Source organism: Acinetobacter gerneri DSM 14967 = CIP 107464 = MTCC 9824, assembly GCF_000368565.1.
Classification (GTDB): Bacteria; Pseudomonadota; Gammaproteobacteria; order Pseudomonadales; family Moraxellaceae; genus Acinetobacter; species Acinetobacter gerneri.
In genome coordinates, this window is the sequence record NZ_KB849545.1 from 463,697 (window position 1) to 484,531 (window position 20,835).

A 20,835-nucleotide genomic window follows, 5' to 3' on the forward strand; every position below is an offset into this window, starting at 1 on the left:
GTTTTACTCCTAGCCTAATAATGCAATCGCGTTTAATTTTGGTGTAGGTAAAACCTCTAAGTGACGCAGTTTTTCAATTTTATTTTTTATTCTTTGACTATTGCTATCTGGTAATTGTTTAAATAAATCGATCGCCAAATCCAAGTTATTTTGAAATTCTGTGACTTGACCTTTAAATAATGCGTTCTTTGCCAATAACACACGGAATTGGATTTCTTTTAAAACAACTTTACGATACATCAAATCTACAGGTGCTTCAGAAACAGAATCTATTTGAAACCATTTCTGCCAAAAATGCTTTGTTTCAAGTTTGGCAGGATTTAAGTTTTTGCTCTGGATCTCACGTGTAAGCGCAAGATCAATTTGATTGAGTGTTTCATCAAACATATCTTGTTGCTGTCTCTGAGCCACGACAAACTGTTGGATACTGGCTTTGTCTTTATTAATTGCTTGCAACAAACTATGTTTCAGGGTATCTGCCAAATCATAATGCTCAATATTTTGTTGTAGCTGGCTCATTTTATCCAAAGCTAAAACATATTGTTGCTGCGATATGGCAAATTGAATTAAGTCTAATTGCTGGCGAACCAAAACAGTCGGTGTAATCAGAATTGCTTTTTGTTGCGAGCCATTTAATTGTTGAGTATTTTGTTGTTGAGTATTTTTCTCAGTGTTTTTAGTTTCTTGTTTTGGCTGATCCGTAACGATTGCTCGTTGTAATGCCACGATTTTATCATTCAAATTGGCATTGTTTTGTTCACTTTGATGCAAATCATTTTGCAAGCTTTCCAAGCTTTTGGAAGTTTGATTATTATCAAAGCTAAGCTTTACCATCCAAAGCAAAGCTAAACAAACCATCAAATAATAAAACTTCTTCATAATAACCTTGGCAATTTTGCAATTTCTGCAATCAATATATCAGGCTCAAGTCGATCAACCTGAGTAAAATTAAAATAAATTTGTTTCAGCTTTTTATCATGTTGCAATATTTGGTACAAACGCTGACCCAAAACTAAATAATGGCAACTTTGCAATAATTCAAGATCATTTTCACAAAGTTTTAACCAGTTGTTCCAGCTTGCTTCGCTTGTGATACACATCACTATACCGTCATGTGTTTGCTCGATTTTCGATTTTAAAACTGGGAAATCGACAACACTACTCTCAGGGCAATGGCGTTGATAGAGTAAAAAATTGAGTACCTCAACGCCACGATCAATGAGATGTTGCATCATAAATTGGCGTCCACCTTCACCTCGCCAAAAAGCAACTTTTTCAAGCTCTTGCTGCTTAAAAATATCCAAATCCAACATCCCTTCCGAGGTTTCAACTTCAGGAATATGACTTTCAATACCATAAGCCAATAATGCTTTTTGGGTCGTTTGCCCAACTGAAACCCATTTAATGTGGTCAAGGTCTTGGATAGAAATGCCACTCTTTTGCAAATAACGCATTCCCACTTCAACTGCAAAAGGACTCACCACCACGATCAATTGTGTATCACTGAGTTGCTGATACAACTTTTCCAGTGTTTTTGAATAATCCAGCGCACTTAAAGCCAAAAGAGGAAGCTCAAACACATCAAACCCTGATGCAAGCATGCGCTTACTCAGGGTATCTCTGCGTTCAACTGGACGAGTATTGATGAATAACATCGAATTATTCTTGCTTATACAGCGCTTTGAGTAACTCACCTGCGCCCTGATCAAGCAATTGCTTGGCTAACTGAACACCGAGCTGTTCTGCTTGTTGTGTTTCACCGATGACTTTAGAGACCAATAAGGTTTCTCCATCAACGCTACCCACACGACCTTCTAAATGAATTTGCCCATTTTCAAGCGTTGCAAATCCTGCGATTGGAACTTGGCACCCACCTTCAAGATAAGCATTAAAAGCACGTTCTGCACGAACACAGACATTGGTATCCGTATGCATCAAAGGCATGATCAAATCCAAAATCTCAGCATCATGACTACGACATTCAATCCCCAATGCACCCTGCCCGACTGCTGGCAAACTCACATCACGATCAAGTACATGACGAATACGTTGCTGCAATTCCAAACGCTTTAAACCTGCACTTGCCAAAATAATCGCATCGTATTGACCTGCATCTAGTTTTGATAAACGCGTTCCAACATTGCCTCGTAAATCAATCACATCTAAATCTGGACGTTGTTTCAAGATTTGGCATTTACGGCGCAAACTCGAAGTACCTAATTTTGCACCTTGTGGCAAATCGGCAAAATTTTCATATTGATTGGAAACAAACGCATCATACGGATCTTCACGCTCACAAATAATCGCAAGCTCCAGCCCTTCAGGCAATTGCATCGGTACATCTTTCATCGAATGCACTGCAATATCAGCACGACCATCTAGCAAAGCCGCTTCCAACTCTTTTACAAACAATCCTTTACCGCCAATTTTTGCCAATGGCGTGTCTAAGATTTTATCCCCCTGAGTTACAAATGTAACCAATTCAACTTTCAATCCATCATGCAAAGCTTCAAGACGATCACGGATATGCTCCGCCTGCCACAATGCTAAAGGACTTTGTCGTGTTGCAATTTTCAGGGTCTTCATAATTTTAGATCATTAAAATAACAATAGACTAAACTTAACCTGCTATCTCAAAAATGCAAGTGAAATCTTGCCAAGGCTGCCATGCAGACTTTATAAATTCTGCATTTTTTCTCTAAGTGCAGCGAGATGACGGCGACTGACTGAAAGTTTTTCTGGAATTTCTCGAATCCTGACCTGATATTGCCCTGAACTCACCATTTCCAAACCATCGATATACTCTTGAGCAACCAAGGCATTGCGATGGATACGAACAAATCGCTCCGCGAGCTCAGACTCAAGATCCTTCAGGGTTTCATCAATCAAGACACTGCCATTTTTATGGCGAACTGTGACATATTTTTGATCTGCCAGAAAATAATAGATATTTTCAATCGGAATCAGCTCTACACCACGATAAGTTTTCGCAACAATTTGTTGACGTTGTACTTTTTCTTCCATGATCTGTTCTTTTTCTAAGGTTGTCATTTGAGCTTGATTAAGCTCCGTTACTTGATCTAAAGCCGTTTTTAATTCTTGTAACTCGATTGGCTTTAATAAATATCCATTTGCACGTGCTTGAATCGCTTCTAAGGCATGTTCACTATAAGCAGTACAGAAAATAATTGCTGGCATCGGCTGCATTTGGCTTAACATTTGCGCACAAGCCAACCCATCCATCTCAGGCATCTGAATATCGAGCAACACCACATCTGGCTTTTTTTGTTTCACAGATTCAATGACCTGCAAACCATGATTTACTGTTGCAACGACTTGGTGACCTAATTGCGTGACTAAACGCGTCAAGCGAGCGACTGCAAGTTGCTCGTCATCACAAATTAGGATATCCATCCTTCCTCCTTTCGCTCATTTAACTTCAGTCTTTTTTTGGTTAATCTGAGCTTTTTCTTATTTGTATCGGTAACGAATCAATATTGTAAAGAAACCATTCGCCAAATGACTTTGAAACTGTAAAGACGATCCAAAATGTGCTTTTAGACGCTGTTTTACATTTTCAAGAGCGATTCCATGTCCTTGTCTTGATTTTATTTTACCCATTGTACTAGGGTTAGTAATGACTATAGTGACTTGATTTTTTAATATTTCTACCAATACCCCAATCGAATCACCGACTATTTTTTTCTCCACACCATGAAAAATACTATTTTCCAATAATGGTTGCAAAGTCAATAAAGGAATTTTTACCTGCTTTAAAGCTTCATTTTCAGGTAATTTCCACTCAACTTTTAGTCGATCCCCTAAACGTATTTCTTCTATTGCAATGTATTTTTTACATAAATCCAGCTCCTCTTGCAGTGAAACCAGTCGAAACTCTTGAAAACTTGCCCTAAAAAGTTTGGATAAATTGAGAATGACTCGTTCTGCTTTATCAGGATCAATACTGATCAAACTTATAGCACTATTTAAACTATTAAATAAAAAATGCGGTTGAATCCGAGCTTGCATCGCCTGAATGCGCGCATTTAATTCGCCATGTTGTTGTCTATACCACTGCTCTAATACATATAAATAACGCAAACAAAATGCACCGAGCAAAACACCATAAGCCAAATTTAAACTGAGCTGATCGAGCAAAGAAATGAAACTAAAATGCTCAAAAAAATGGTCTTGCCCCCAATAGCTGAGCACATTTAACAGCAAAGTTGTGACTAAGATAATGATTTGTAAAATAATAAAGCTCAATATCAAAGCGCCTATCATATTAAGCTTTCTGAGTTTATTTTTCAAACAACTGATCACAACTGCAAATGCAATCAATATCCAGTTGATAAACAAGACATAATGGAAAATTTTAAGCACATTTAAACGTGACCAAGCCTGTGCTTCAGCCAATGCAATCACCAATGCTAAAACGTGACTTGCCACAAATAATTCGATTAAATGTTGCCATCTGCCAATTTTCGTAAAAAAATAGGAGCGATTGAAATCATGCCCCTGTACAGGATCCAATTCATTCCCTAAAGCTTCGGCAATTCGGTCTGAATTTGATATACTCTCTTTTATTTTACCGAGCCAATATGACCACATCTGCAAATTCCCCAAGTTCTAATTCCACAAGTACCCCAACTCAAAACCAAACCTCTGGAATGTGGGGTGGTCGTTTTTCAGAAGCAACTGATGCTTTTGTTGCTGAGTTCACGGCTTCTGTTCAATTTGACCAACGTTTTTATAAACAAGACATCGCAGGTTCAATTGCACACGCAACGATGCTTGCTAAAGTCGGCGTACTGACGAATCAAGAACGCGACGATATTATTTCTGGTTTAAACACTATTAAAGCAGAAATCGAAGCAGGAAACTTTGAATGGCGCATCGATTTAGAAGATGTGCACATGAATATTGAGTCTCGTTTGACCAATCGTATTGGTATCACTGGTAAAAAATTACATACAGGTCGTAGTCGTAACGACCAAGTTGCAACAGATATCCGTCTTTATGTACGTGATGAAATTGACGAAATCTTAAAATTATTAGAAAAATTACAAAAAGGTATTTTAGGTTTAGCAGCGAAAAATACTGCAACCATCATGCCTGGTTTTACCCATTTACAAACAGCTCAACCTGTGACTTTTGGTCATCATTTAATGGCTTGGTTTGAAATGTTAGTCCGTGATAGTGAGCGTTTGATTGACTGCCGTAAACGTGTCAATCGTATGCCACTTGGTTCTGCTGCACTTGCTGGAACAACTTACCCAATCGATCGTGCTTATACAGCTGAACTTTTAGGTTTTGAAGCTGTTGCTGAAAACTCATTGGATGCAGTATCTGATCGTGATTTTGGTATCGAGTTCAATGCAGCTGCATCCTTAATCATGATGCATTTATCACGTATGTCAGAAGAAATGATTCTTTGGACATCTGCTCAGTTTAAATTTGTGAATATCCCAGACCGTTTTTGTACGGGTTCTTCAATCATGCCACAAAAGAAAAACCCAGATGTTCCTGAGTTAATCCGTGGTAAAACAGGTCGTGTCTATGGTGATTTGATGAGTTTATTAACACTCATGAAAGGTCAACCTTTGGCTTATAACAAAGATAACCAAGAAGACAAAGAACCATTATTTGATGCGATTGATACCGTACGTGGTTCGGTAATGGCATTTGCAGATATGATTCCTGCACTCATTCCAAATATCGACATCATGCGTGAAGCAGCACTTCGCGGCTTCTCAACTGCGACTGACCTTGCCGATTACTTGGTGAAAAAAGGTGTTGCGTTCCGTGATGCACATGAAATCGTCGGAAAAGCTGTTGCTCTTGGTGTTCAAGAAGCCAAAGATTTATCTGAACTTTCACTTGAACAATTACAACAATTCTCTGATTTGATTAGTGCAGATGTATTTGAAAAAGCGCTTACTTTAGAAGCTTCTGTCAATGCACGTAATCATATTGGTGGTACTGCACCAGCACAAGTTGAAGCTGCGATTGCTCGCGCTTATGCTCGTCTTGAAAAACTTTATGCTTAAGGAGTTTTGATATGTCTCGACAAGTTTTTTGCCGTAAATATCAAAAAGAAATGGAAGGTTTAGACTTTGCACCATTCCCAGGTGCCAAAGGTGAAGAACTCTTCAATCATGTTTCGAAACAAGCTTGGCAGGAATGGTTAAAACACCAAACCACGCTGATCAATGAAAAGCGCTTAAATGTGTTTGAACCAGAAGCAAAGAAATTTCTAGAAGAACAACGTGAGAAGTTCTTTAGCAATGATGAAAGTGTTGAAACAGCTGAAGGTTGGAAGCCTGAGGCGTGATAAGTGGAGCGCTGCTCCGCCACGCCGCAAGACAAGCAGCTATGCTGCGCGTAGGCTTTTAGCAACACAATGATCGTTCACTCAAAACCGAAGCTCAGGCTTCGGTTTTTTAACAATGATTATTTATTTTAAACAATTCATTTTTCACGTGAATAGATTAAGTTTTATAGGATCAAAAATTTCTCTAAAAAATAACCATCAAAATTTGAAATGAAAATTTATTATTCACTTAACTTTTCATACATTTTTTTAAGTGCATTATTTTCATCTTATAAAAAGAATGATATTTACGAATATTTTTTATACTGTATAAACAAAATGATAATGTACTTAATTGACTACTCGTTCAAAATATTTACATTTCGCGAAATAAAATTACAGAACTACATACAATACATGCATGATTGTTTCGAATAAATTTCATATACTTTTCCTATGACATAAACATAGTCTACGCCATTTAACGATGGCAAATTTTTCTTCCTAGATTTCCCCCAAAATCTAGGAATTTTTTTGTCTAAAATTTATTATTAATATTTTTTAATCAATATCAACAAAACGATGGTGATTTTTCCAAAATAAAAAAGCCCCATATCTTATGGAGCTTTTTATATCGACAAACGCTTAGTTAAATATTAACCACGTTGTACTTTTTCTTCGATCTCTTCGATGTTGGTATGGCGTACGTCCAAACCTTTCACCATATAGATCACTTGTTCTGAGATATTTCGTGCATGATCGCCGATACGCTCAAGCGAACGAAGCACCCACATTACATTGATCACACGTGAGATATGTCGAGGATCTTCGATCATATACGTCATCAAAGTGCGAGTTGCAGATTGGTATTCACGGTCAATATCAGCATCTGCCAGCAATACATTCAAGGCTTGCTCTGCATCTAAACGCGCAAAAGCATCCAATGCATCATGGATCATGACACGCACTTGGTTTCCGATGTGACGAGTTTCCATATAACCACGAGGAGACTCACCCTCTTCACATAAGTTTTGTGCGATACGAGCAATCTTCGCTGCTTCATCACCAATACGCTCAAGATCGGTATTGGCTTTACTCATGGCAATTACCATACGTAAATCAATTGCAGCAGGATGACGGCGAGCTAAAATCAGCGTCAAACTTTCATCAATTTCTCTTTCGTATTTGTTGACCACATTGTCTTGAAACTGAACATCAATCGCTAAGTTAGCATTGGTGTCCAATAATGCATGAATCGCGTTGGCAACCTGTTGCTCAACTAAACCACCCATGGTCATAAATTTGGTATTTACACCTTGTAAATCTTCATTAAATTGAGAAGAAATATGATGGCTAAATACAGGATTGTTGTTGCTCAAGGGTCGTCACTCCACGCATAAAAAAAAGACTATAGTCATGTTATTATTTAATACATAAATTGTGAAACTATTATGACAATCATTTGTTTTTTGCTTAGAACTCATTTCATAACTATTTCATCACCAACCAAGCATTCATTTCTTGTAAATCTTTTTCAGTCAGTTGACCAACCGATGCTTTTAATTTGAGTACGTTTAATACATAGTCATATTGTGCGTTGACATAGTCTTGCTTTGCCGAAAATGCATTTCTCTGCGCAAGTAATACATCAACCATACTTTTTAAACCTTCATTGTATTGTGCTTTGGACGCATTCGATACCAAAGTTGATGACTCTAATGCAGCTTTTCGAGCCTGCAAAGTTGCTTCATCTGTTTCGACCTGCAAGAATGATTTTTTAACATCAGTATTGGCTTTTCGGATCGCTGCATTCAAAGAGGCATCTGCTTTTTGCACATTGACTGCAGCTTTTTGTATCGACTTTTTGGTTCGCCCTCCATCGAAAGCATTCCAATTCATCTCCACACCAATCTGATCAAATTGACCATTTCCAGTAATCATGGTTTCTGGACTTTGTTTATTGAATCCGTAACTAGCAACCGCATCCAACTGTGGATAAAGTGCAGCTTTTTCCACTTTTCGTTGATCTTCAGCATATTGACGTTGCATACGTGCTTGCAAAATATCGAGGTTTTGGCTTTGCGCCAAATTTTTCCAGTCCTCAAATGCAGCAGGGATTGGCTTTTGATATTGGAAATCGTCACGTAGAACTGCCAATTTCTCTTGATAAGGTCCGATGAGCTGTGCCAATTGCTCCTGTGCCAAAAGCAATTGCACACCTGTAGCGATCCGATTAGCACGTGCATTTTGATATTGTGCATTGGCCTCACCAACATCACTTCGTGCAACTAAACCCTCTCGTAGCTTGGCATTCATCATATTGAGCTGTTCAAGTAATGCTTTTTCCTCTTGTACATTGGTCAGGCTCAGGGCTTGTTGACGTAAGACGTTGAAATAAGCTTCTGCCACACTCAAGATATGCTGTTGTTGCTGTAATTTTAGGGTGACTTCACTCAATGCAACTGAGGTTTTAACTTGTTTATAACCCTCCCACGCATCCATACGAAAAAGTGGTTGCCTTGCTGTCAATGCAATTTGTCGAGTGGTGGATGTTGTTGCAACCAAATCATTGGCATTAAATCCACTACCGTCTACATTTGGAAATGAAAACTGCTTCATATCTTGATGTTTACGAGTGATATTTCCAGATAAAGTCACCGTAGGTAAAAGCGCCCCTTGGGCAATACCCAAATTTAACTGATCTGCTTGATATTGATAAAGATTGGCCTGCCAATTTGGATCGGTCATTTGCGCTCGTTGATAGGCTTCCAACACATCTAGCGCATGTCCCCATGAGCTCATCAATAAAATGCTTATCCCGATATATATTTTTTTATTCATTGATGTTCCATGCTCGAAACCTGATTAATCAAAATGGGTAATAAAACATTATCTAATAACTTAAAGTAAGCAAATCTTTTGCACTAACATTTTTTTGATATCTCATAGAATATATTACATTTTTAACATCGCAGTTCGTTATATTTCAATATTGATTTTGTTCAAAATACTCTTTTTTCAAATTGATTTAGCAAATTGTCTGAGTATTACAATTTTTCAATGTTTTGCACAATTCACACATTTTCTAAACTTAATATTTCACGACATCAAAGAGTTAAATAAACTAACGCTTCTTCTTAATATAAAATATATCTCCAAGATTTTAATTCAGCTAAAATGCAGGCAGCATGTTGGCGCAGACTTTGAAGGCTAGAGATTTGTTAATGAAAAGAAACCTTAAAATTTTCAGTATTTTTTTAAGCTTATTCATTCTTGGTGCTTGCCAAAAACAAGAAAATAAAGCCGAATCTGCCGATCAAAACCAAGCTTCAAAAATCATGTGTAATGAAGTCGATAAAGGCTTGTCTCAATATATGGATGATTGGGATCCTGAAGCGGTCAGTGAATTCAATGATCTGGTCAAAACCTGCGTCCCTCAATTGAGCATGCAACAACGCTATGCTTGGTTGAAAGCATCTGAAGATATTTATAGCAATTTATTGGACAATACTTCTGATGAAGTGATCAATTATATCTTCAATGCTAAAAATCCAAACTCAGGCATCTCAGCCGAAGACCTAAAAAGCACCTACAATAACTTTGATGATGATGAACAATACATGATTGATCATTTCAGAGATTTATATCTTCAAGAATATGACGTAGGCGATGATGGGCACGATATTTATCGTACTGCCAAATATAAAATTGATCTCTTCGGACCTTATCTAAACAAAGCTGACTTATCTTTCTTTGAACAGCAGTATTTGGAAGAAAAAATTGCCAATGGTGCTGTAGTCAAAGATTCTACTTTGGCTGTTGATTTTAGCACTTTAGCAAGTTGGATCTTGGTTTGGGAACGCTATATCGCACACCACCCAAATGAACATTTTAGTGCTGATGCCAAAGCTCGCTTAAAGCTATATCAGTCTTATTTATTCTTTGGTGTTGAAAATAGCTCAGTATTTGATGCTCATGAAAATAATTACATCAATCCTAAAGCTTGGTTTGCGATCAAAACCTTAAGTAAAAGTGATACACCATCAGGCGCACTTGCCAAACAATATATGAGCTATGTGCAGTCCAATCAAATGCAATGGATCAAGATCCATTCACAAAATAGTGATGAGCAAGATCAACAACTTGAAACACGCTATAACCACGATCTACAAAGTAAATTTGGTCTAGTCCCACCTTTTGATGATGATCAACAAAAGCCATCTGATAACCCCGAGCAAACAGATCAACAACAAGATCAGTGATGCTCTAACACTCAGTTAAAATAAAATCTTCTTGCCTAGTTCAACTGAAAAATGTTGCTCTAGGCTTTTTATTTGAAAATAAAAAAACATAAGCAATCGCATGACATTTCAAACTTAGAATCGAAAAATTAAAACATCAACTTTAGAGTTCTTGCTAAGTCATTTTTTGCTCAATTTTCTATGCTAATCATTTTGCTTAAAAACATAATAAAATTTGCAATTAAGGCAGGATGCCGTCCGTCGAACAAGGGCTACAGGGATGTATGCCCATTTGTTCGACAAATGGTTTTGCTTACTTTGTCCGAAAACAAAGTAAGAAAGATTGTCTACGCAAAGTAAATTAAATGACCCACAGCAAATGTGACAGTGCGATACTTTTCACCCAAACACTTGATCATTATTTAATCTATGAAAGAAGTCTTTTAAACGTCATTCATTTTACAAAATCCAAAATTATAAAATTTTCTGCCATGTTTTTAGCCGAATTACATGCTAGTATCTCTTTAGCTTGACGGAGCGCGAGTAATACCTCGCTGAGATTGTGTAAGTTTTTCATTTGTTTGCAATAACTTAAGCACAAGTACCGTTGAACCTGATCAGGTTAAGACCTGCGTAGGAATCAAGCCGCTTAAAAACAATATGCTATAAATTTATCTATAAGATAATAATGCCACGTTTTTGGTCGTGCTTGATTCGTTGATGTCATTCATAAGGATCATGCTATGAACCAATTAACGAATCTTTCTTCAAATGATCTTGCAGCTCAACATGAGCAAGATGCAAAAGATCTGACTCGTATTTTACCCGCTTCACAAAAAGTCTATATTCAAGGTTCTCGCCCAGATATCCAAGTTCCAATGCGTGAAATTGCATTGACTGATACACCTACAGGATTAGGCGGTGAAAAAAATCCACCGATTATGGTTTATGACACTTCTGGGGTATATACCGATCCAAAGATCAGTATTGATCTCAATAAAGGTCTGCCAAATGTTCGTGAAAGCTGGATCGAAGAACGCCAAGATACTGAAATGTTGGATACCTTAAGCTCTGCTTTTGGTCAAGAACGCTTAAAAGATATTCGTACTGCCAATATTCGTTTTGCCCACATTTCAAAACCACGTCGCGCCAAACAAGGCAAAAATGTCACACAAATGCATTATGCAAAACAAGGCATTATCACCCCAGAAATGGAATATATCGCGATCCGTGAAAATCTTCGCCAACATGAAAATATCGATATGCGTCAGCATGCAGGACAGAACTTTGGTGCAAAAAACCTAACGGAAATCACGCCTGAATTTGTTCGCCAAGAAGTGGCTGAAGGTCGTGCAATCATCCCAGCCAATATCAACCATCCTGAAATCGAACCCATGATTATTGGTCGCAATTTCTTGGTCAAGATCAATGCCAATATCGGTAACTCTGCGCTCGGCTCTTCAATTGATGAAGAAGTAGCGAAAATGACGTGGGCAACTCGTTGGGGCGCTGACACGATTATGGATTTATCGACAGGTAAAAACATCCATGAAACACGTGAATGGATTATCCGTAACTCGCCTGTCCCTATCGGTACTGTTCCCATTTACCAAGCTTTGGAAAAAGTCGATGGTGTGGCTGAAGATCTAACTTGGGAAATTTTTAAAGACACTTTGATTGAGCAAGCTGAGCAAGGGGTAGATTATTTTACCATTCATGCTGGCGTACTTTTACGTTATGTACCGCTCACAGCCAATCGCCTCACAGGGATTGTGTCACGTGGCGGATCGATCATGGCGCAGTGGTGTTTGGCACATCATGAGGAAAACTTCCTTTATACCCATTTCGATGAAATCTGCGAAATCATGAAAGCTTATGATGTGTCATTTAGTTTGGGTGATGGTCTACGTCCGGGTTGTGTTCAAGATGCCAATGATGAAGCACAATTTAGCGAATTAAAAACTTTGGGTGAATTGACCCATCGCGCTTGGGAACATGATGTGCAAGTCATGATCGAAGGTCCGGGACATGTACCTATGCACATGATTAAGGAAAATATGGACTTGCAGCTTGAAGTCTGTAAAGAAGCGCCATTTTATACTCTTGGTCCACTCACTACAGATATTGCACCAGGTTATGACCATATTACCTCAGCGATTGGTGCAGCGATGATTGGCTGGTATGGTACGGCGATGCTTTGCTACGTCACGCCAAAAGAGCATTTAGGTTTGCCAAACAAAAAGGATGTCAAAGACGGCATTATCACCTATAAAATTGCTGCTCATGCTGCTGATCTTGCAAAAGGTCATCCGGGCGCACAAGTTCGCGATAATGCATTGTCCAAAGCACGATTTGAATTCCGTTGGGAAGATCAATTTAACTTGAGCTTAGACCCCGACACGGCACGTAGCATGCATGACGAAACCATGCCAAAAGAAGCACACAAATCAGCACATTTTTGCTCTATGTGTGGGCCTAAATTCTGTTCGATGAAAATCACACAAAATGTACGTGATTATGCACAAAATCAACAAAATACAGCACAAAATGCTGAGTTGGTTAAAGATGGATTTGAAACCATGAAATCTGTTTATCAAGAACATGGGCAAAAGTTATACCACAAAGTGTAAAACTCTAAAAAAAGATTTGAGTTCAGCATTTTCTCAGTTAGGATGGAATAATCATCGTTCCATCCTGATTGAAATTATGAGCATTATTACTAAAGCTACTTATAATCATACCGACGTTGAAATTATTTCAAGTGAAAATATTTATAAAGGCTTTGTGCAAGTAGAAAAAGTCGAATTCAGACATCGTCTATTCAATCAAAAAGACTATACACCTGTGATTAGCCGCGAACTGATCGGTCGTAAAGAGGCTGCTGGCGCATTACTTTATGATGACCAACAGCAAAAATTTGCCTTAATCGAACAATTTCGTGTTGGTGCATTAAACGATCAAGATTCACCTTGGCAGCTAGAAATTATTGCTGGTGTCTTGGACGGTGATGAATCACCTGAAACCTGTATTATCCGTGAATGTCAGGAAGAATCAGGTTGCGTGATCAACGATCCACAACATTTATTTACTTTTTATCCTTCTGCTGGTGCATGTAATGAAATTTTTCATCTATATAGTGCAGAAACCCAATTGCCCGAACAAGGCGGTATTTTTGGTGTAGAGGGTGAAGGCGAAAATATTCAATTACATATTATCGAATATACGGCAGTTGAAAGCCTGCTTAAAAGCACACGTTTACGTAATGCTCCTGTGATCATGGCATTGCAATGGCTTTATCAACATATCAAAGGACGATCAAATGTCTTGGGGGTAAGACATGACGAAAGCTAAACAATTAGAAAGCTCTACCGACAAAATTATTATTCAAATTACTGATACGCATTTACTACAAGACCCCAAAGAAGAGTTTGTACAGGTCAATCCAGAGCATGGCTTTCATGCGGTCATGGATGATATTCGCAAAAACTTTCCACATATTGATGCCATCATCCATACTGGTGATTTGGCACAAAATGCAAAAACTGAAACTTATCAGCGCTATCTCGATTATATGCAGCAGTTTGCAGTGCCTTTTTTTCAAGTGCCGGGCAACCATGATGACATCGAGAAACTTCCCTTTGCAACCGCCCTACCAGAACCAACAGTAGTTGATTTAGGGGCGTGGCAAATCATTTTGCTCAATAGCGCAGTCACGGGGAAAATTGATGGTTGGTTTGATCATGAGCATCTCGAAAGATTAAATACTTTGTTGGAAAACAACCAAGATCGACATGTCATTTTGGCCTGTCATCATCATCCATTTTCTATGCATTCCAAATGGATTGATCAGCATATTTTAAAAAATACCACTGATTTAAAGCAGCTTCTATCTAAATACAATCACGTGAAATTGGTTGTTTTTGGTCATGTGCATCAGGAGTCCATAAACGCTTGGCATAACACCGAATTTTTATCTACCCCATCAACTTTTGTACAATTTAAGCCACGTAGTGATGATTTTGCCTTTGATGATATCGCGCCTGGTTACCGTTGTTTACATTTAAAATCTGATGGGCAATATTCTACAAAAGTATATCGATTGAAGGATTACAACCCTAAAATTAATAAAGAAATATCAGGATATTAGCTTTTCAAAAAGTGATTTTTCATTTATGTTAAGCAACCTATAGTGTTGGTGCAGTAGTGAAAAATGATTTTGGTGACTTTCATATTTGTTGAAAACTCTATATGATGACGACCCCTGATAGGTGTTCACACTTATCGAGAATAAAAACACTTGCATATCACCATATTTTTTACGTAAAAATAGATACGTATATGATGAGGAATGCCCTTTATGGCGAATGACAACCAAAATCAAGTCTTAGATGATACTGAACTTGCAGATAACCAAGCTGCAAAACGCGTGCGTAAGACTAAGCCAAAGGCTACAGAAGGCGGTTCTACTGCGAGCCTATTTGGTATTGAGCCTTATCAACCGAAGAAAAATGAAGAATATATGTCTGAGGGGCAACTTGAGCACTTCCGCAAAATTTTACTTGCGTGGAAAGCTGAGTTGATGTCAGAAGTCGATCGTACCCTAAATACCATGCAGGACGAATCTTCTTCTCTTCCAGATGTAAATGACCGTGCAACTCAAGAAGAAGAGTTTGCCATTGAACTTCGTACACGTGACCGCGAACGTAAATTGATCCGTAAAATTGAGCAATCAATTGAAGCGATCAAAAATGATGACTACGGTTTCTGTGAAACTTGTGGTATCGAAATCGGTTTACGTCGTTTAGAAGCTCGTCCAACAGCGACTTTATGTATTGATTGCAAAACTTTGGCTGAGATCAAAGAGAAGCAAAACAACGGTTAATACTGTGCTGATAAACAATCCTTCTTTAAGCCCCTCTCTAAATCAGGAGGGGAATGAAAGGATGATGTATTCAGGTCGGTTTGCGCCCTCGCCAACCGGCCCTTTGCATTTCGGATCACTGATTACCGCAGTCGCAAGTTACTGTGATGCCAAAGCCCATCATGGCAAATGGCTCGTCCGTATCGAAGATACCGATATTCCCCGCATATATCCCGGCAGTGAAGCGCATATTCTGGCATGTCTTGATGCTTTTGAATTTGAATCTGATGCTCCGATCATTTTCCAGAAAGATCGCTTGGACATTTATGAAAATGTCATCCAAGAACTGAAAAATAAAAATCTCGTTTATGCCTGCCAATGTACCCGTAAAATGTTGGGTTCCAATGCCATCTATGCTGGTACTTGCCGAGATTTAAAATTAGCTTTTCAGCAACAAGCCATACGCGTCAAAGTTTCTGATCAAGATATTTGTTTTGATGATCGACTTCAGGGACGGCATTGCGCCAATCTGATGCAGGATTTGGGTGATTTTGTGCTTAAACGTCGGGATGGCATTATCAACTACCAATTGGCTGTGGTGGTTGATGATTATCTACAAGGCATCACCCACGTCGTGCGTGGCGCAGATTTGTTAGATAATACTGAACGACAAATCTGGCTTGGCTCACTGCTCAATTATCCTCAGCTAGACTACATGCACTTGCCTTTGGCGATGAATGATCAAGGTCAAAAACTTTCAAAACAAAATCTAGCTCATGCCATTGATCCTAAACAGGCACCAAAACTGCTTCAGCAAGCGATACAAGCTTTGGGACAAGAGACTGTAGATTTGGATCGTCCATCCGTCATGTTGGCTCAAGCCGTCAAACAGTGGGATATTTCACGCATTCCAACTGGGACAGAACTTTCAGGAACATATTTATAAACGGCAGCTGATTTGTCTCGGCTATCTTATTGATTCACCCATAATGCAACGCTATATTGGATCAATCCCTCCATTTGAGCATCTTATGTTTTTTATTTTTGGTGTAGCTCCAAGAACCATTAAAACAGAAACAGGGCAATTCCTCTGCCCTGTTTGTAAAACACGTTGTGCTTATGAAATTAAAGTTCAACGTCAATTTTTTTCATTATTTTTTATTCCATTAATTCCTTTGGGCAAAGCCAAAACAGGTTTAGTGACCTGCTTAAACTGTCATACTCAAATGCCACATATGGTTTTAGAAAACCAAAATTAAAAAAAAGAGCCGAAGCTCTCTTTTTTATTAGAAACTGGATTCTTCTATACTTGGATTGACATTTTGCGTTGTTGCATCAATTTTGAGTACCAGACTGATCATGACTGCACACATCATCAATGACGTTCCCCCATAACTAATAAAGGGTAAGGTCAAACCTTTGGTCGGCATCAAGCCCATGTTCATGCCTGCATTTACCAAGATCTGCATGAGGAAAATAATGGCAATACCATAAGCCAAATATCCTGCACGTAAGTATTGGTTTTTCAATGCACGTTGCCCAACACGGATACAGCAAGCCAACATCAAAAATGACAAGATCAGTACTGCGCTGATTCCAAAGAAACCAAACTCTTCACCCAATACCGCCAACATAAAGTCGGTATGTGCTTCAGGTAAATAAGAAAGTTTTTGTACACTGTGCCCCAGCCCTGTACCAAACCATTCACCTCGACCAAATGCCATTAACGCATTGGAAAGCTGATAACCAGTACCCAATGGATCCGCCCAAGGATCAGTAAATGACAATGCCCGTTTCAAACGATACGGTTCAAATAGAACCAAGATAATGATGCCTGTGATCGATGCCCCAAAGAAGAATAGGAACTGAATCGGTGGCGCACCTGCAAGGAAGAACACCCCAAGCATCATCAAACCGATGACCACTGTCGCACCCAAGTCTGGCTCAGCCAAAATCAACCCGACCGTGATCATCATCACTAAGCCCAGTCGAATCAAACCAGACCAACTATTACGAACCTCTTTGGCACGGCGTACCACATAGTCAGCCGTAAAGATCGCCATCATCACTTTGGCAACCTCAGTCGGCTGCAAAGTAAAGCCACCGACTTTAATCCAACGGGTCGAACCATTGACCTCTGTCCCGACACCCAATGCCATAATCAAAAGAAGAATGGTAATAATCCACAAAGGAAAGGTATTGTTAAACCATTTTTCTAGTGAAATCCGATACGTTATAGCAGCAGCAGTCGCAGCAATAACAATCGAAATACCATGTCGAATCAGATAATGAAATGGATTTTGATGCATATATTCTGCATAAGGCATCGAAGCCGAAGCCACCATAATCGAACCGATACACAGCAAACAGAGCACACAAAAGATCAATGTATTTCGTGTGGTCATTTCTGCAGGTAATTTCGGTGCCCATTTATTATAGACTTCATTTACCTTATTCATCGTTGTCTGAGCTAACCCAGCCATAGACTTTTCCTTATGACGATTCTTTCATTTTTAATTTAATTGATTTACGTATTCAACAAATTTGTGCCCACGTTCAGGATAGCCTGAGAACATATCAAAACTTGCACACGCAGGAGAAAGTAATACCACATCATGAGCATGAGTATTTTGCTGACACAATTCTACTGCTTCTTTTAGACTTGATGCGTGTAAAAGTGTAGTTGTTCCTTGTATCGCTTGCTCGATGATCGGACGATCTTCACCAATCAATACGGCAACTTTGGCGTATTTTTCAAGTGAATTGCGTAAGGCAGTAAAATCCTGACCTTTACCCTGTCCACCTAAAATAATCGCAACCTGCCCATTTTGAGGCTCAATCGCAGCGCCCAAACCATCGATCGCAGCTAAAGTTGCGCCGATATTTGTACCTTTAGAATCATTATAATAACGAACACCATCGATCTCTTTGACAAATTCGCAGCGATGTTCCAAACCTTTAAATTGTTTTAAAGTATTGAGCATTGAATCCATCGGCAAGCCAATCGCTTCACCAAGCGCTAAACAAGCCAATGCATTGGCAACATTATGCGTACCTTGAATATACATTTCAGAGCTTTTCAGCAATTTTTCACGACCACGAGCCAACCAAAGTGTGCCATTGTCTTCTCTTAAAACACCAAATTGATTGATATCTGGCGCATTTAAGCCAAAACTTTGCATTGGTGTCACATCGGGCACCAATGGGCGTGTCAATGAGTCATCACGGTTATAGACGACTTTTTTAACGCCTTGGAAAATACGATGTTTCGCAGCATGATAACCTGCCATATCACCATGACGGTCAAGATGATCTTCACTCATATTGAGTACAACAGCAACTTCTGCGGCAAGATTCGAAGTGGTTTCTAACTGAAAACTCGACAATTCCAAGATATAAATTTCTGGATCATCATGAGTCAAATCAAGTGCTGGACGTCCCAAGTTTCCGCCCACTGCTGCTTTAAGTCCTGCATCTTTTGCCATTAGACCGAGCAAAGTTGTCACGGTACTTTTGGCATTAGAGCCTGTAATCCCTACGATAGGCTTATCTGTTGCACGGCGCAAAATCTGGATTTCACTGACCACAGGGATTCCTTTGGCAAGCGCTGCTTGGATTTCAGGAAGCTGTGGATCTAATCCCGGACTAATCACAATTTCTTCAGCTTGCAACAACAGATCTTCATCCAATTTACCAAAACTGGTTTGCACATCACTGGCAATTTTGTCATGTCCAGGTGGATTTGCCCTAGAATCTGTTACAGCAACGCGATAGCCATGTTCATGTAAAAAATTAACAGCTGAAACACCTGAAATACCCAGACCTGCTACGGCTTTTAAGCCACCACGTTGTATTAACATTTTGCCCTACCAGCATGTAATGAATGAAACTTGCAAAATGTTAGCACTTTGTCGATTTGAAAGCTTTTTATGTTTGCATTTTCTTATCAATTTTTTGTGTCAGTGCGTAAAAAATGAATTAGCTCAGCAAGATAAAATGAATTTTGAAAAATAATGATTGCAAATATACAAAATCAGATTATGCTCAAAATTAAATATAATTTTAATTTTCAATAACTTAATAATAAATCTCATTAATTTTATAAACTTTGATTTATTTAACATAAATATTTTAAATATTGGGGAATATCAAATGACAAGTCCGGTTTTTTTACATGAGCTTGGTCCTGAAATCTATCAGCAACTGAGCTTAGAAGAAATTGAGCAAATTCATATTGCAGAACAGCTGTATTGGCAAAATAAGCCTAAAAAATCTTATTACATTGCTGTTCAAGGTTCAAAAACCAAAAATGGGGGAACCGTACAAGCAACTTTCGATAGTGTTTTAGTTCAAAACTTAGCTATAGCTCGTGTAGGTGATGAAGTCCTGTATCCAGATGGAAGTAAAGCGAAAATCATTTCAGGTGCTGACTGTGCGCAAATGATAGATGGAGTTTCAACAGCAATTGTTGGGAACCTTTTGGACAATAATGATGAAATCATCGAAAGTCCAAATACAACTTGTGCAATTGTAATCTATGCAGATGCTGTTAAACCTCAAGATTTTCTCGACCATGAATCATTTTGATGGGAGAGTCCAATGAAAGGTTTTGCTATCCATAACTCCATGACAGATCATGGTGGAATAATCCCAGCAACTCAAATGAAAGCTTCTCAAATGGGAAATTTATTCTTACTTGCTGGAGATGGTCATTTCTGTCCGAAATGTAAATGCTGGTCCACGATTATTAAAAGTCATGATCATGTGATTTTCTTTGGGAAACCTGTTGCGTATGCAGGCGATAAATTGACATGCGGAGCAAGGGTTTTACCTAAGCAAAGTCATGTTGTTGGGGATAGTGGAGGGGCATCGCCATATTCCATAAAATATCAAACACAACAAAATTTAGATATTCCAAACAATATGATCGAAAACTTCTCTAGAGTGCCTAAGCAATCATTAACAGAAGATCAAAAAATACTAACGTCCGAAGAATGTAGATTAATCACATTTATATTATGGGGAGAAGATAAAATTAGTGCAGCAGATCCCACACCATCTTATAGACCTATAACTCAAATGCCTGAAATTCCATTAAATGTTAGAAAAGAAATTACTCGCATGTACTTTAGTGCCGTAGATGCAGATGAAAGTATGGGAATAATACAAACTATTTTTGAAAGTTTAACATCAATCGGACCAAAAACAACTTATAAAATATTGCTGCAAACTATAATAAAAGACCTATTAGAAATGAAGGTAAAAGAAAAATTTAATAGTTTATGGAACAACAGTGAAAGACAAAAATATTTTAAAGTTGGAAGTAGTAAAAATCCAGTAGAAAGATTTCAAGAAATACGTCAAACCATTAAAAACCAAGTAAAATATAATTACTCTTCATATTATCAGCTTGAATTCAA

General features: G+C 38.4%; 19 protein-coding genes, 1 pseudogene and 1 riboswitch. Of the genes and pseudogenes, 11 read left to right on the forward strand and 9 right to left on the reverse strand.

Annotated features, from left to right (window positions below):
* Positions 1 to 9: 9 nt before the first annotated feature.
* From F960_RS17270 to F960_RS17290, 5 genes are all read right to left on the reverse strand, one after another.
* Positions 10 to 879 (reverse strand): hypothetical protein, encoded by an 870-nt coding sequence (locus F960_RS17270; RefSeq protein ID WP_004868085.1) that lies wholly within the window; start codon positions 877 to 879, stop codon positions 10 to 12.
* The gene (locus F960_RS17275; RefSeq protein ID WP_020846437.1) at positions 876 to 1,655 is read right to left on the reverse strand and encodes a uroporphyrinogen-III synthase; all 780 of its coding nucleotides are present in this window, start codon (positions 1,653 to 1,655) and stop codon (positions 876 to 878) included. The genes F960_RS17270 and F960_RS17275 overlap by 4 nt, the downstream gene beginning before the upstream one ends.
* Before the next feature lie 4 nt (positions 1,656 to 1,659).
* A complete protein-coding gene (hemC, locus tag F960_RS17280) occupies positions 1,660 to 2,586 on the reverse strand; it encodes a hydroxymethylbilane synthase (protein ID WP_004868091.1) in 927 nt (308 codons plus the stop codon).
* Between the two features lie 90 nt (positions 2,587 to 2,676).
* Positions 2,677 to 3,414: a LytR/AlgR family response regulator transcription factor gene (locus F960_RS17285; RefSeq protein WP_004868092.1), complete on the reverse strand. Its 738-nt coding sequence runs from the start codon at positions 3,412 to 3,414 to the stop codon at positions 2,677 to 2,679.
* A 57-nt stretch (positions 3,415 to 3,471) separates the two neighbouring features.
* Entirely contained in the window at positions 3,472 to 4,611 is a 1,140-nt protein-coding gene (locus F960_RS17290; RefSeq protein WP_004868095.1) for a sensor histidine kinase, read from the reverse strand.
* Between F960_RS17290 and argH the strand changes: the two genes are divergently transcribed.
* Together argH and F960_RS17300 are read left to right on the forward strand one after the other, a co-directional pair.
* Complete coding sequence (gene argH / locus F960_RS17295) at positions 4,602 to 6,050, forward strand: argininosuccinate lyase (RefSeq protein WP_035372882.1); 1,449 nt, start codon at positions 4,602 to 4,604, stop codon at positions 6,048 to 6,050. The two genes, F960_RS17290 and argH, sit on opposite strands and share 10 nt — an antisense overlap.
* Positions 6,051 to 6,061: 11 nt before the next feature.
* A complete protein-coding gene (locus F960_RS17300) occupies positions 6,062 to 6,334 on the forward strand; it encodes an oxidative damage protection protein (protein ID WP_004868102.1) in 273 nt (90 codons plus the stop codon).
* Between the two features lie 635 nt (positions 6,335 to 6,969).
* Here F960_RS17300 and phoU read toward each other — a convergent pair.
* Together phoU and abuO are read right to left on the reverse strand one after the other, a co-directional pair.
* A complete protein-coding gene (gene phoU / locus F960_RS17305) occupies positions 6,970 to 7,692 on the reverse strand; it encodes a phosphate signaling complex protein PhoU (protein ID WP_004868103.1) in 723 nt (240 codons plus the stop codon).
* Between the two features lie 112 nt (positions 7,693 to 7,804).
* A complete protein-coding gene (gene abuO, locus F960_RS17310; protein ID WP_004868105.1) occupies positions 7,805 to 9,154 on the reverse strand; it encodes a multidrug efflux outer membrane protein AbuO in 1,350 nt (449 codons plus the stop codon).
* A 383-nt stretch (positions 9,155 to 9,537) separates the two neighbouring features.
* Here abuO and F960_RS17315 point away from each other — a divergent pair, with 383 nt between their 5' ends.
* From F960_RS17315 to F960_RS17345, 7 genes are all read left to right on the forward strand, one after another.
* Positions 9,538 to 10,575, forward strand: coding sequence for a hypothetical protein (locus tag F960_RS17315; RefSeq protein WP_004868108.1), 1,038 nt, complete (start codon positions 9,538 to 9,540; stop codon positions 10,573 to 10,575).
* A 502-nt stretch (positions 10,576 to 11,077) separates the two neighbouring features.
* Positions 11,078 to 11,211, forward strand: a riboswitch (TPP riboswitch).
* Between the two features lie 86 nt (positions 11,212 to 11,297).
* Complete coding sequence (gene thiC / locus F960_RS17320) at positions 11,298 to 13,184, forward strand: phosphomethylpyrimidine synthase ThiC (RefSeq protein WP_004868110.1); 1,887 nt, start codon at positions 11,298 to 11,300, stop codon at positions 13,182 to 13,184.
* Between the two features lie 76 nt (positions 13,185 to 13,260).
* A complete protein-coding gene (locus F960_RS17325) occupies positions 13,261 to 13,905 on the forward strand; it encodes an NUDIX domain-containing protein (protein WP_020846436.1) in 645 nt (214 codons plus the stop codon).
* Positions 13,892 to 14,701 carry a 3',5'-cyclic-AMP phosphodiesterase gene (cpdA, locus tag F960_RS17330; RefSeq protein ID WP_004868114.1) on the forward strand — a complete coding sequence of 270 codons (810 nt, stop codon included), beginning with the start codon at positions 13,892 to 13,894 and terminating at the stop codon, positions 14,699 to 14,701. Before F960_RS17325 ends, cpdA begins: the two co-directional genes overlap by 14 nt.
* Before the next feature lie 210 nt (positions 14,702 to 14,911).
* Entirely contained in the window at positions 14,912 to 15,436 is a 525-nt protein-coding gene (dksA, locus tag F960_RS17335) for an RNA polymerase-binding protein DksA (protein ID WP_004868116.1), read from the forward strand.
* A gap of 61 nt (positions 15,437 to 15,497) precedes the next feature.
* Entirely contained in the window at positions 15,498 to 16,361 is an 864-nt protein-coding gene (gene gluQRS, locus F960_RS17340; RefSeq protein ID WP_004868117.1) for a tRNA glutamyl-Q(34) synthetase GluQRS, read from the forward strand.
* A gap of 85 nt (positions 16,362 to 16,446) precedes the next feature.
* Complete coding sequence (locus F960_RS17345; RefSeq protein ID WP_004868120.1) at positions 16,447 to 16,674, forward strand: zinc-ribbon domain-containing protein; 228 nt, start codon at positions 16,447 to 16,449, stop codon at positions 16,672 to 16,674.
* A gap of 27 nt (positions 16,675 to 16,701) precedes the next feature.
* Here F960_RS17345 and ftsW read toward each other — a convergent pair whose 3' ends face one another.
* Positions 16,702 to 17,898, reverse strand: coding sequence for a putative lipid II flippase FtsW (gene ftsW / locus F960_RS17350; RefSeq protein WP_004868123.1), 1,197 nt, complete (start codon positions 17,896 to 17,898; stop codon positions 16,702 to 16,704).
* Between the two features lie 30 nt (positions 17,899 to 17,928).
* Positions 17,929 to 19,275, reverse strand: coding sequence for a UDP-N-acetylmuramoyl-L-alanine--D-glutamate ligase (gene murD, locus F960_RS17355; RefSeq protein ID WP_004868126.1), 1,347 nt, complete (start codon positions 19,273 to 19,275; stop codon positions 17,929 to 17,931).
* Between the two features lie 292 nt (positions 19,276 to 19,567).
* Between murD and F960_RS17360 the strand changes: the two genes are divergently transcribed.
* Entirely contained in the window at positions 19,568 to 20,002 is a 435-nt protein-coding gene (locus tag F960_RS17360; RefSeq protein WP_004868128.1) for a PAAR domain-containing protein, read from the forward strand.
* Positions 20,003 to 20,014: 12 nt separating this feature from the next.
* Positions 20,015 to 20,287, forward strand: a pseudogene (locus F960_RS17365) (PAAR domain-containing protein); the annotation flags it as partial.
* Positions 20,288 to 20,835: the final 548 nt, after the last annotated feature.

Coding starts and splice junctions, on each gene's coding strand:
- ftsW (WP_004868123.1), bottom strand. CDS start 17,898: ATGGCTGGGTTAGCTCAGACAACGATGAATAAGGTAAATGAAGTCTAT.
- hemC (WP_004868091.1), bottom strand. CDS start 2,586: ATGAAGACCCTGAAAATTGCAACACGACAAAGTCCTTTAGCATTGTGG.
- F960_RS17275 (WP_020846437.1), bottom strand. CDS start 1,655: ATGTTATTCATCAATACTCGTCCAGTTGAACGCAGAGATACCCTGAGT.
- cpdA (WP_004868114.1), top strand. CDS start 13,892: ATGACGAAAGCTAAACAATTAGAAAGCTCTACCGACAAAATTATTATT.
- murD (WP_004868126.1), bottom strand. CDS start 19,275: ATGTTAATACAACGTGGTGGCTTAAAAGCCGTAGCAGGTCTGGGTATT.
- F960_RS17270 (WP_004868085.1), bottom strand. CDS start 879: ATGAAGAAGTTTTATTATTTGATGGTTTGTTTAGCTTTGCTTTGGATG.
- F960_RS17290 (WP_004868095.1), bottom strand. CDS start 4,611: ATGTGGTCATATTGGCTCGGTAAAATAAAAGAGAGTATATCAAATTCA.
- gluQRS (WP_004868117.1), top strand. CDS start 15,498: ATGATGTATTCAGGTCGGTTTGCGCCCTCGCCAACCGGCCCTTTGCAT.
- F960_RS17285 (WP_004868092.1), bottom strand. CDS start 3,414: ATGGATATCCTAATTTGTGATGACGAGCAACTTGCAGTCGCTCGCTTG.
- F960_RS17315 (WP_004868108.1), top strand. CDS start 9,538: ATGAAAAGAAACCTTAAAATTTTCAGTATTTTTTTAAGCTTATTCATT.
- argH (WP_035372882.1), top strand. CDS start 4,602: ATGACCACATCTGCAAATTCCCCAAGTTCTAATTCCACAAGTACCCCA.
- thiC (WP_004868110.1), top strand. CDS start 11,298: ATGAACCAATTAACGAATCTTTCTTCAAATGATCTTGCAGCTCAACAT.
- F960_RS17325 (WP_020846436.1), top strand. CDS start 13,261: ATGAGCATTATTACTAAAGCTACTTATAATCATACCGACGTTGAAATT.
- dksA (WP_004868116.1), top strand. CDS start 14,912: ATGGCGAATGACAACCAAAATCAAGTCTTAGATGATACTGAACTTGCA.
- abuO (WP_004868105.1), bottom strand. CDS start 9,154: ATGAATAAAAAAATATATATCGGGATAAGCATTTTATTGATGAGCTCA.
- F960_RS17345 (WP_004868120.1), top strand. CDS start 16,447: ATGTTTTTTATTTTTGGTGTAGCTCCAAGAACCATTAAAACAGAAACA.
- F960_RS17300 (WP_004868102.1), top strand. CDS start 6,062: ATGTCTCGACAAGTTTTTTGCCGTAAATATCAAAAAGAAATGGAAGGT.
- F960_RS17360 (WP_004868128.1), top strand. CDS start 19,568: ATGACAAGTCCGGTTTTTTTACATGAGCTTGGTCCTGAAATCTATCAG.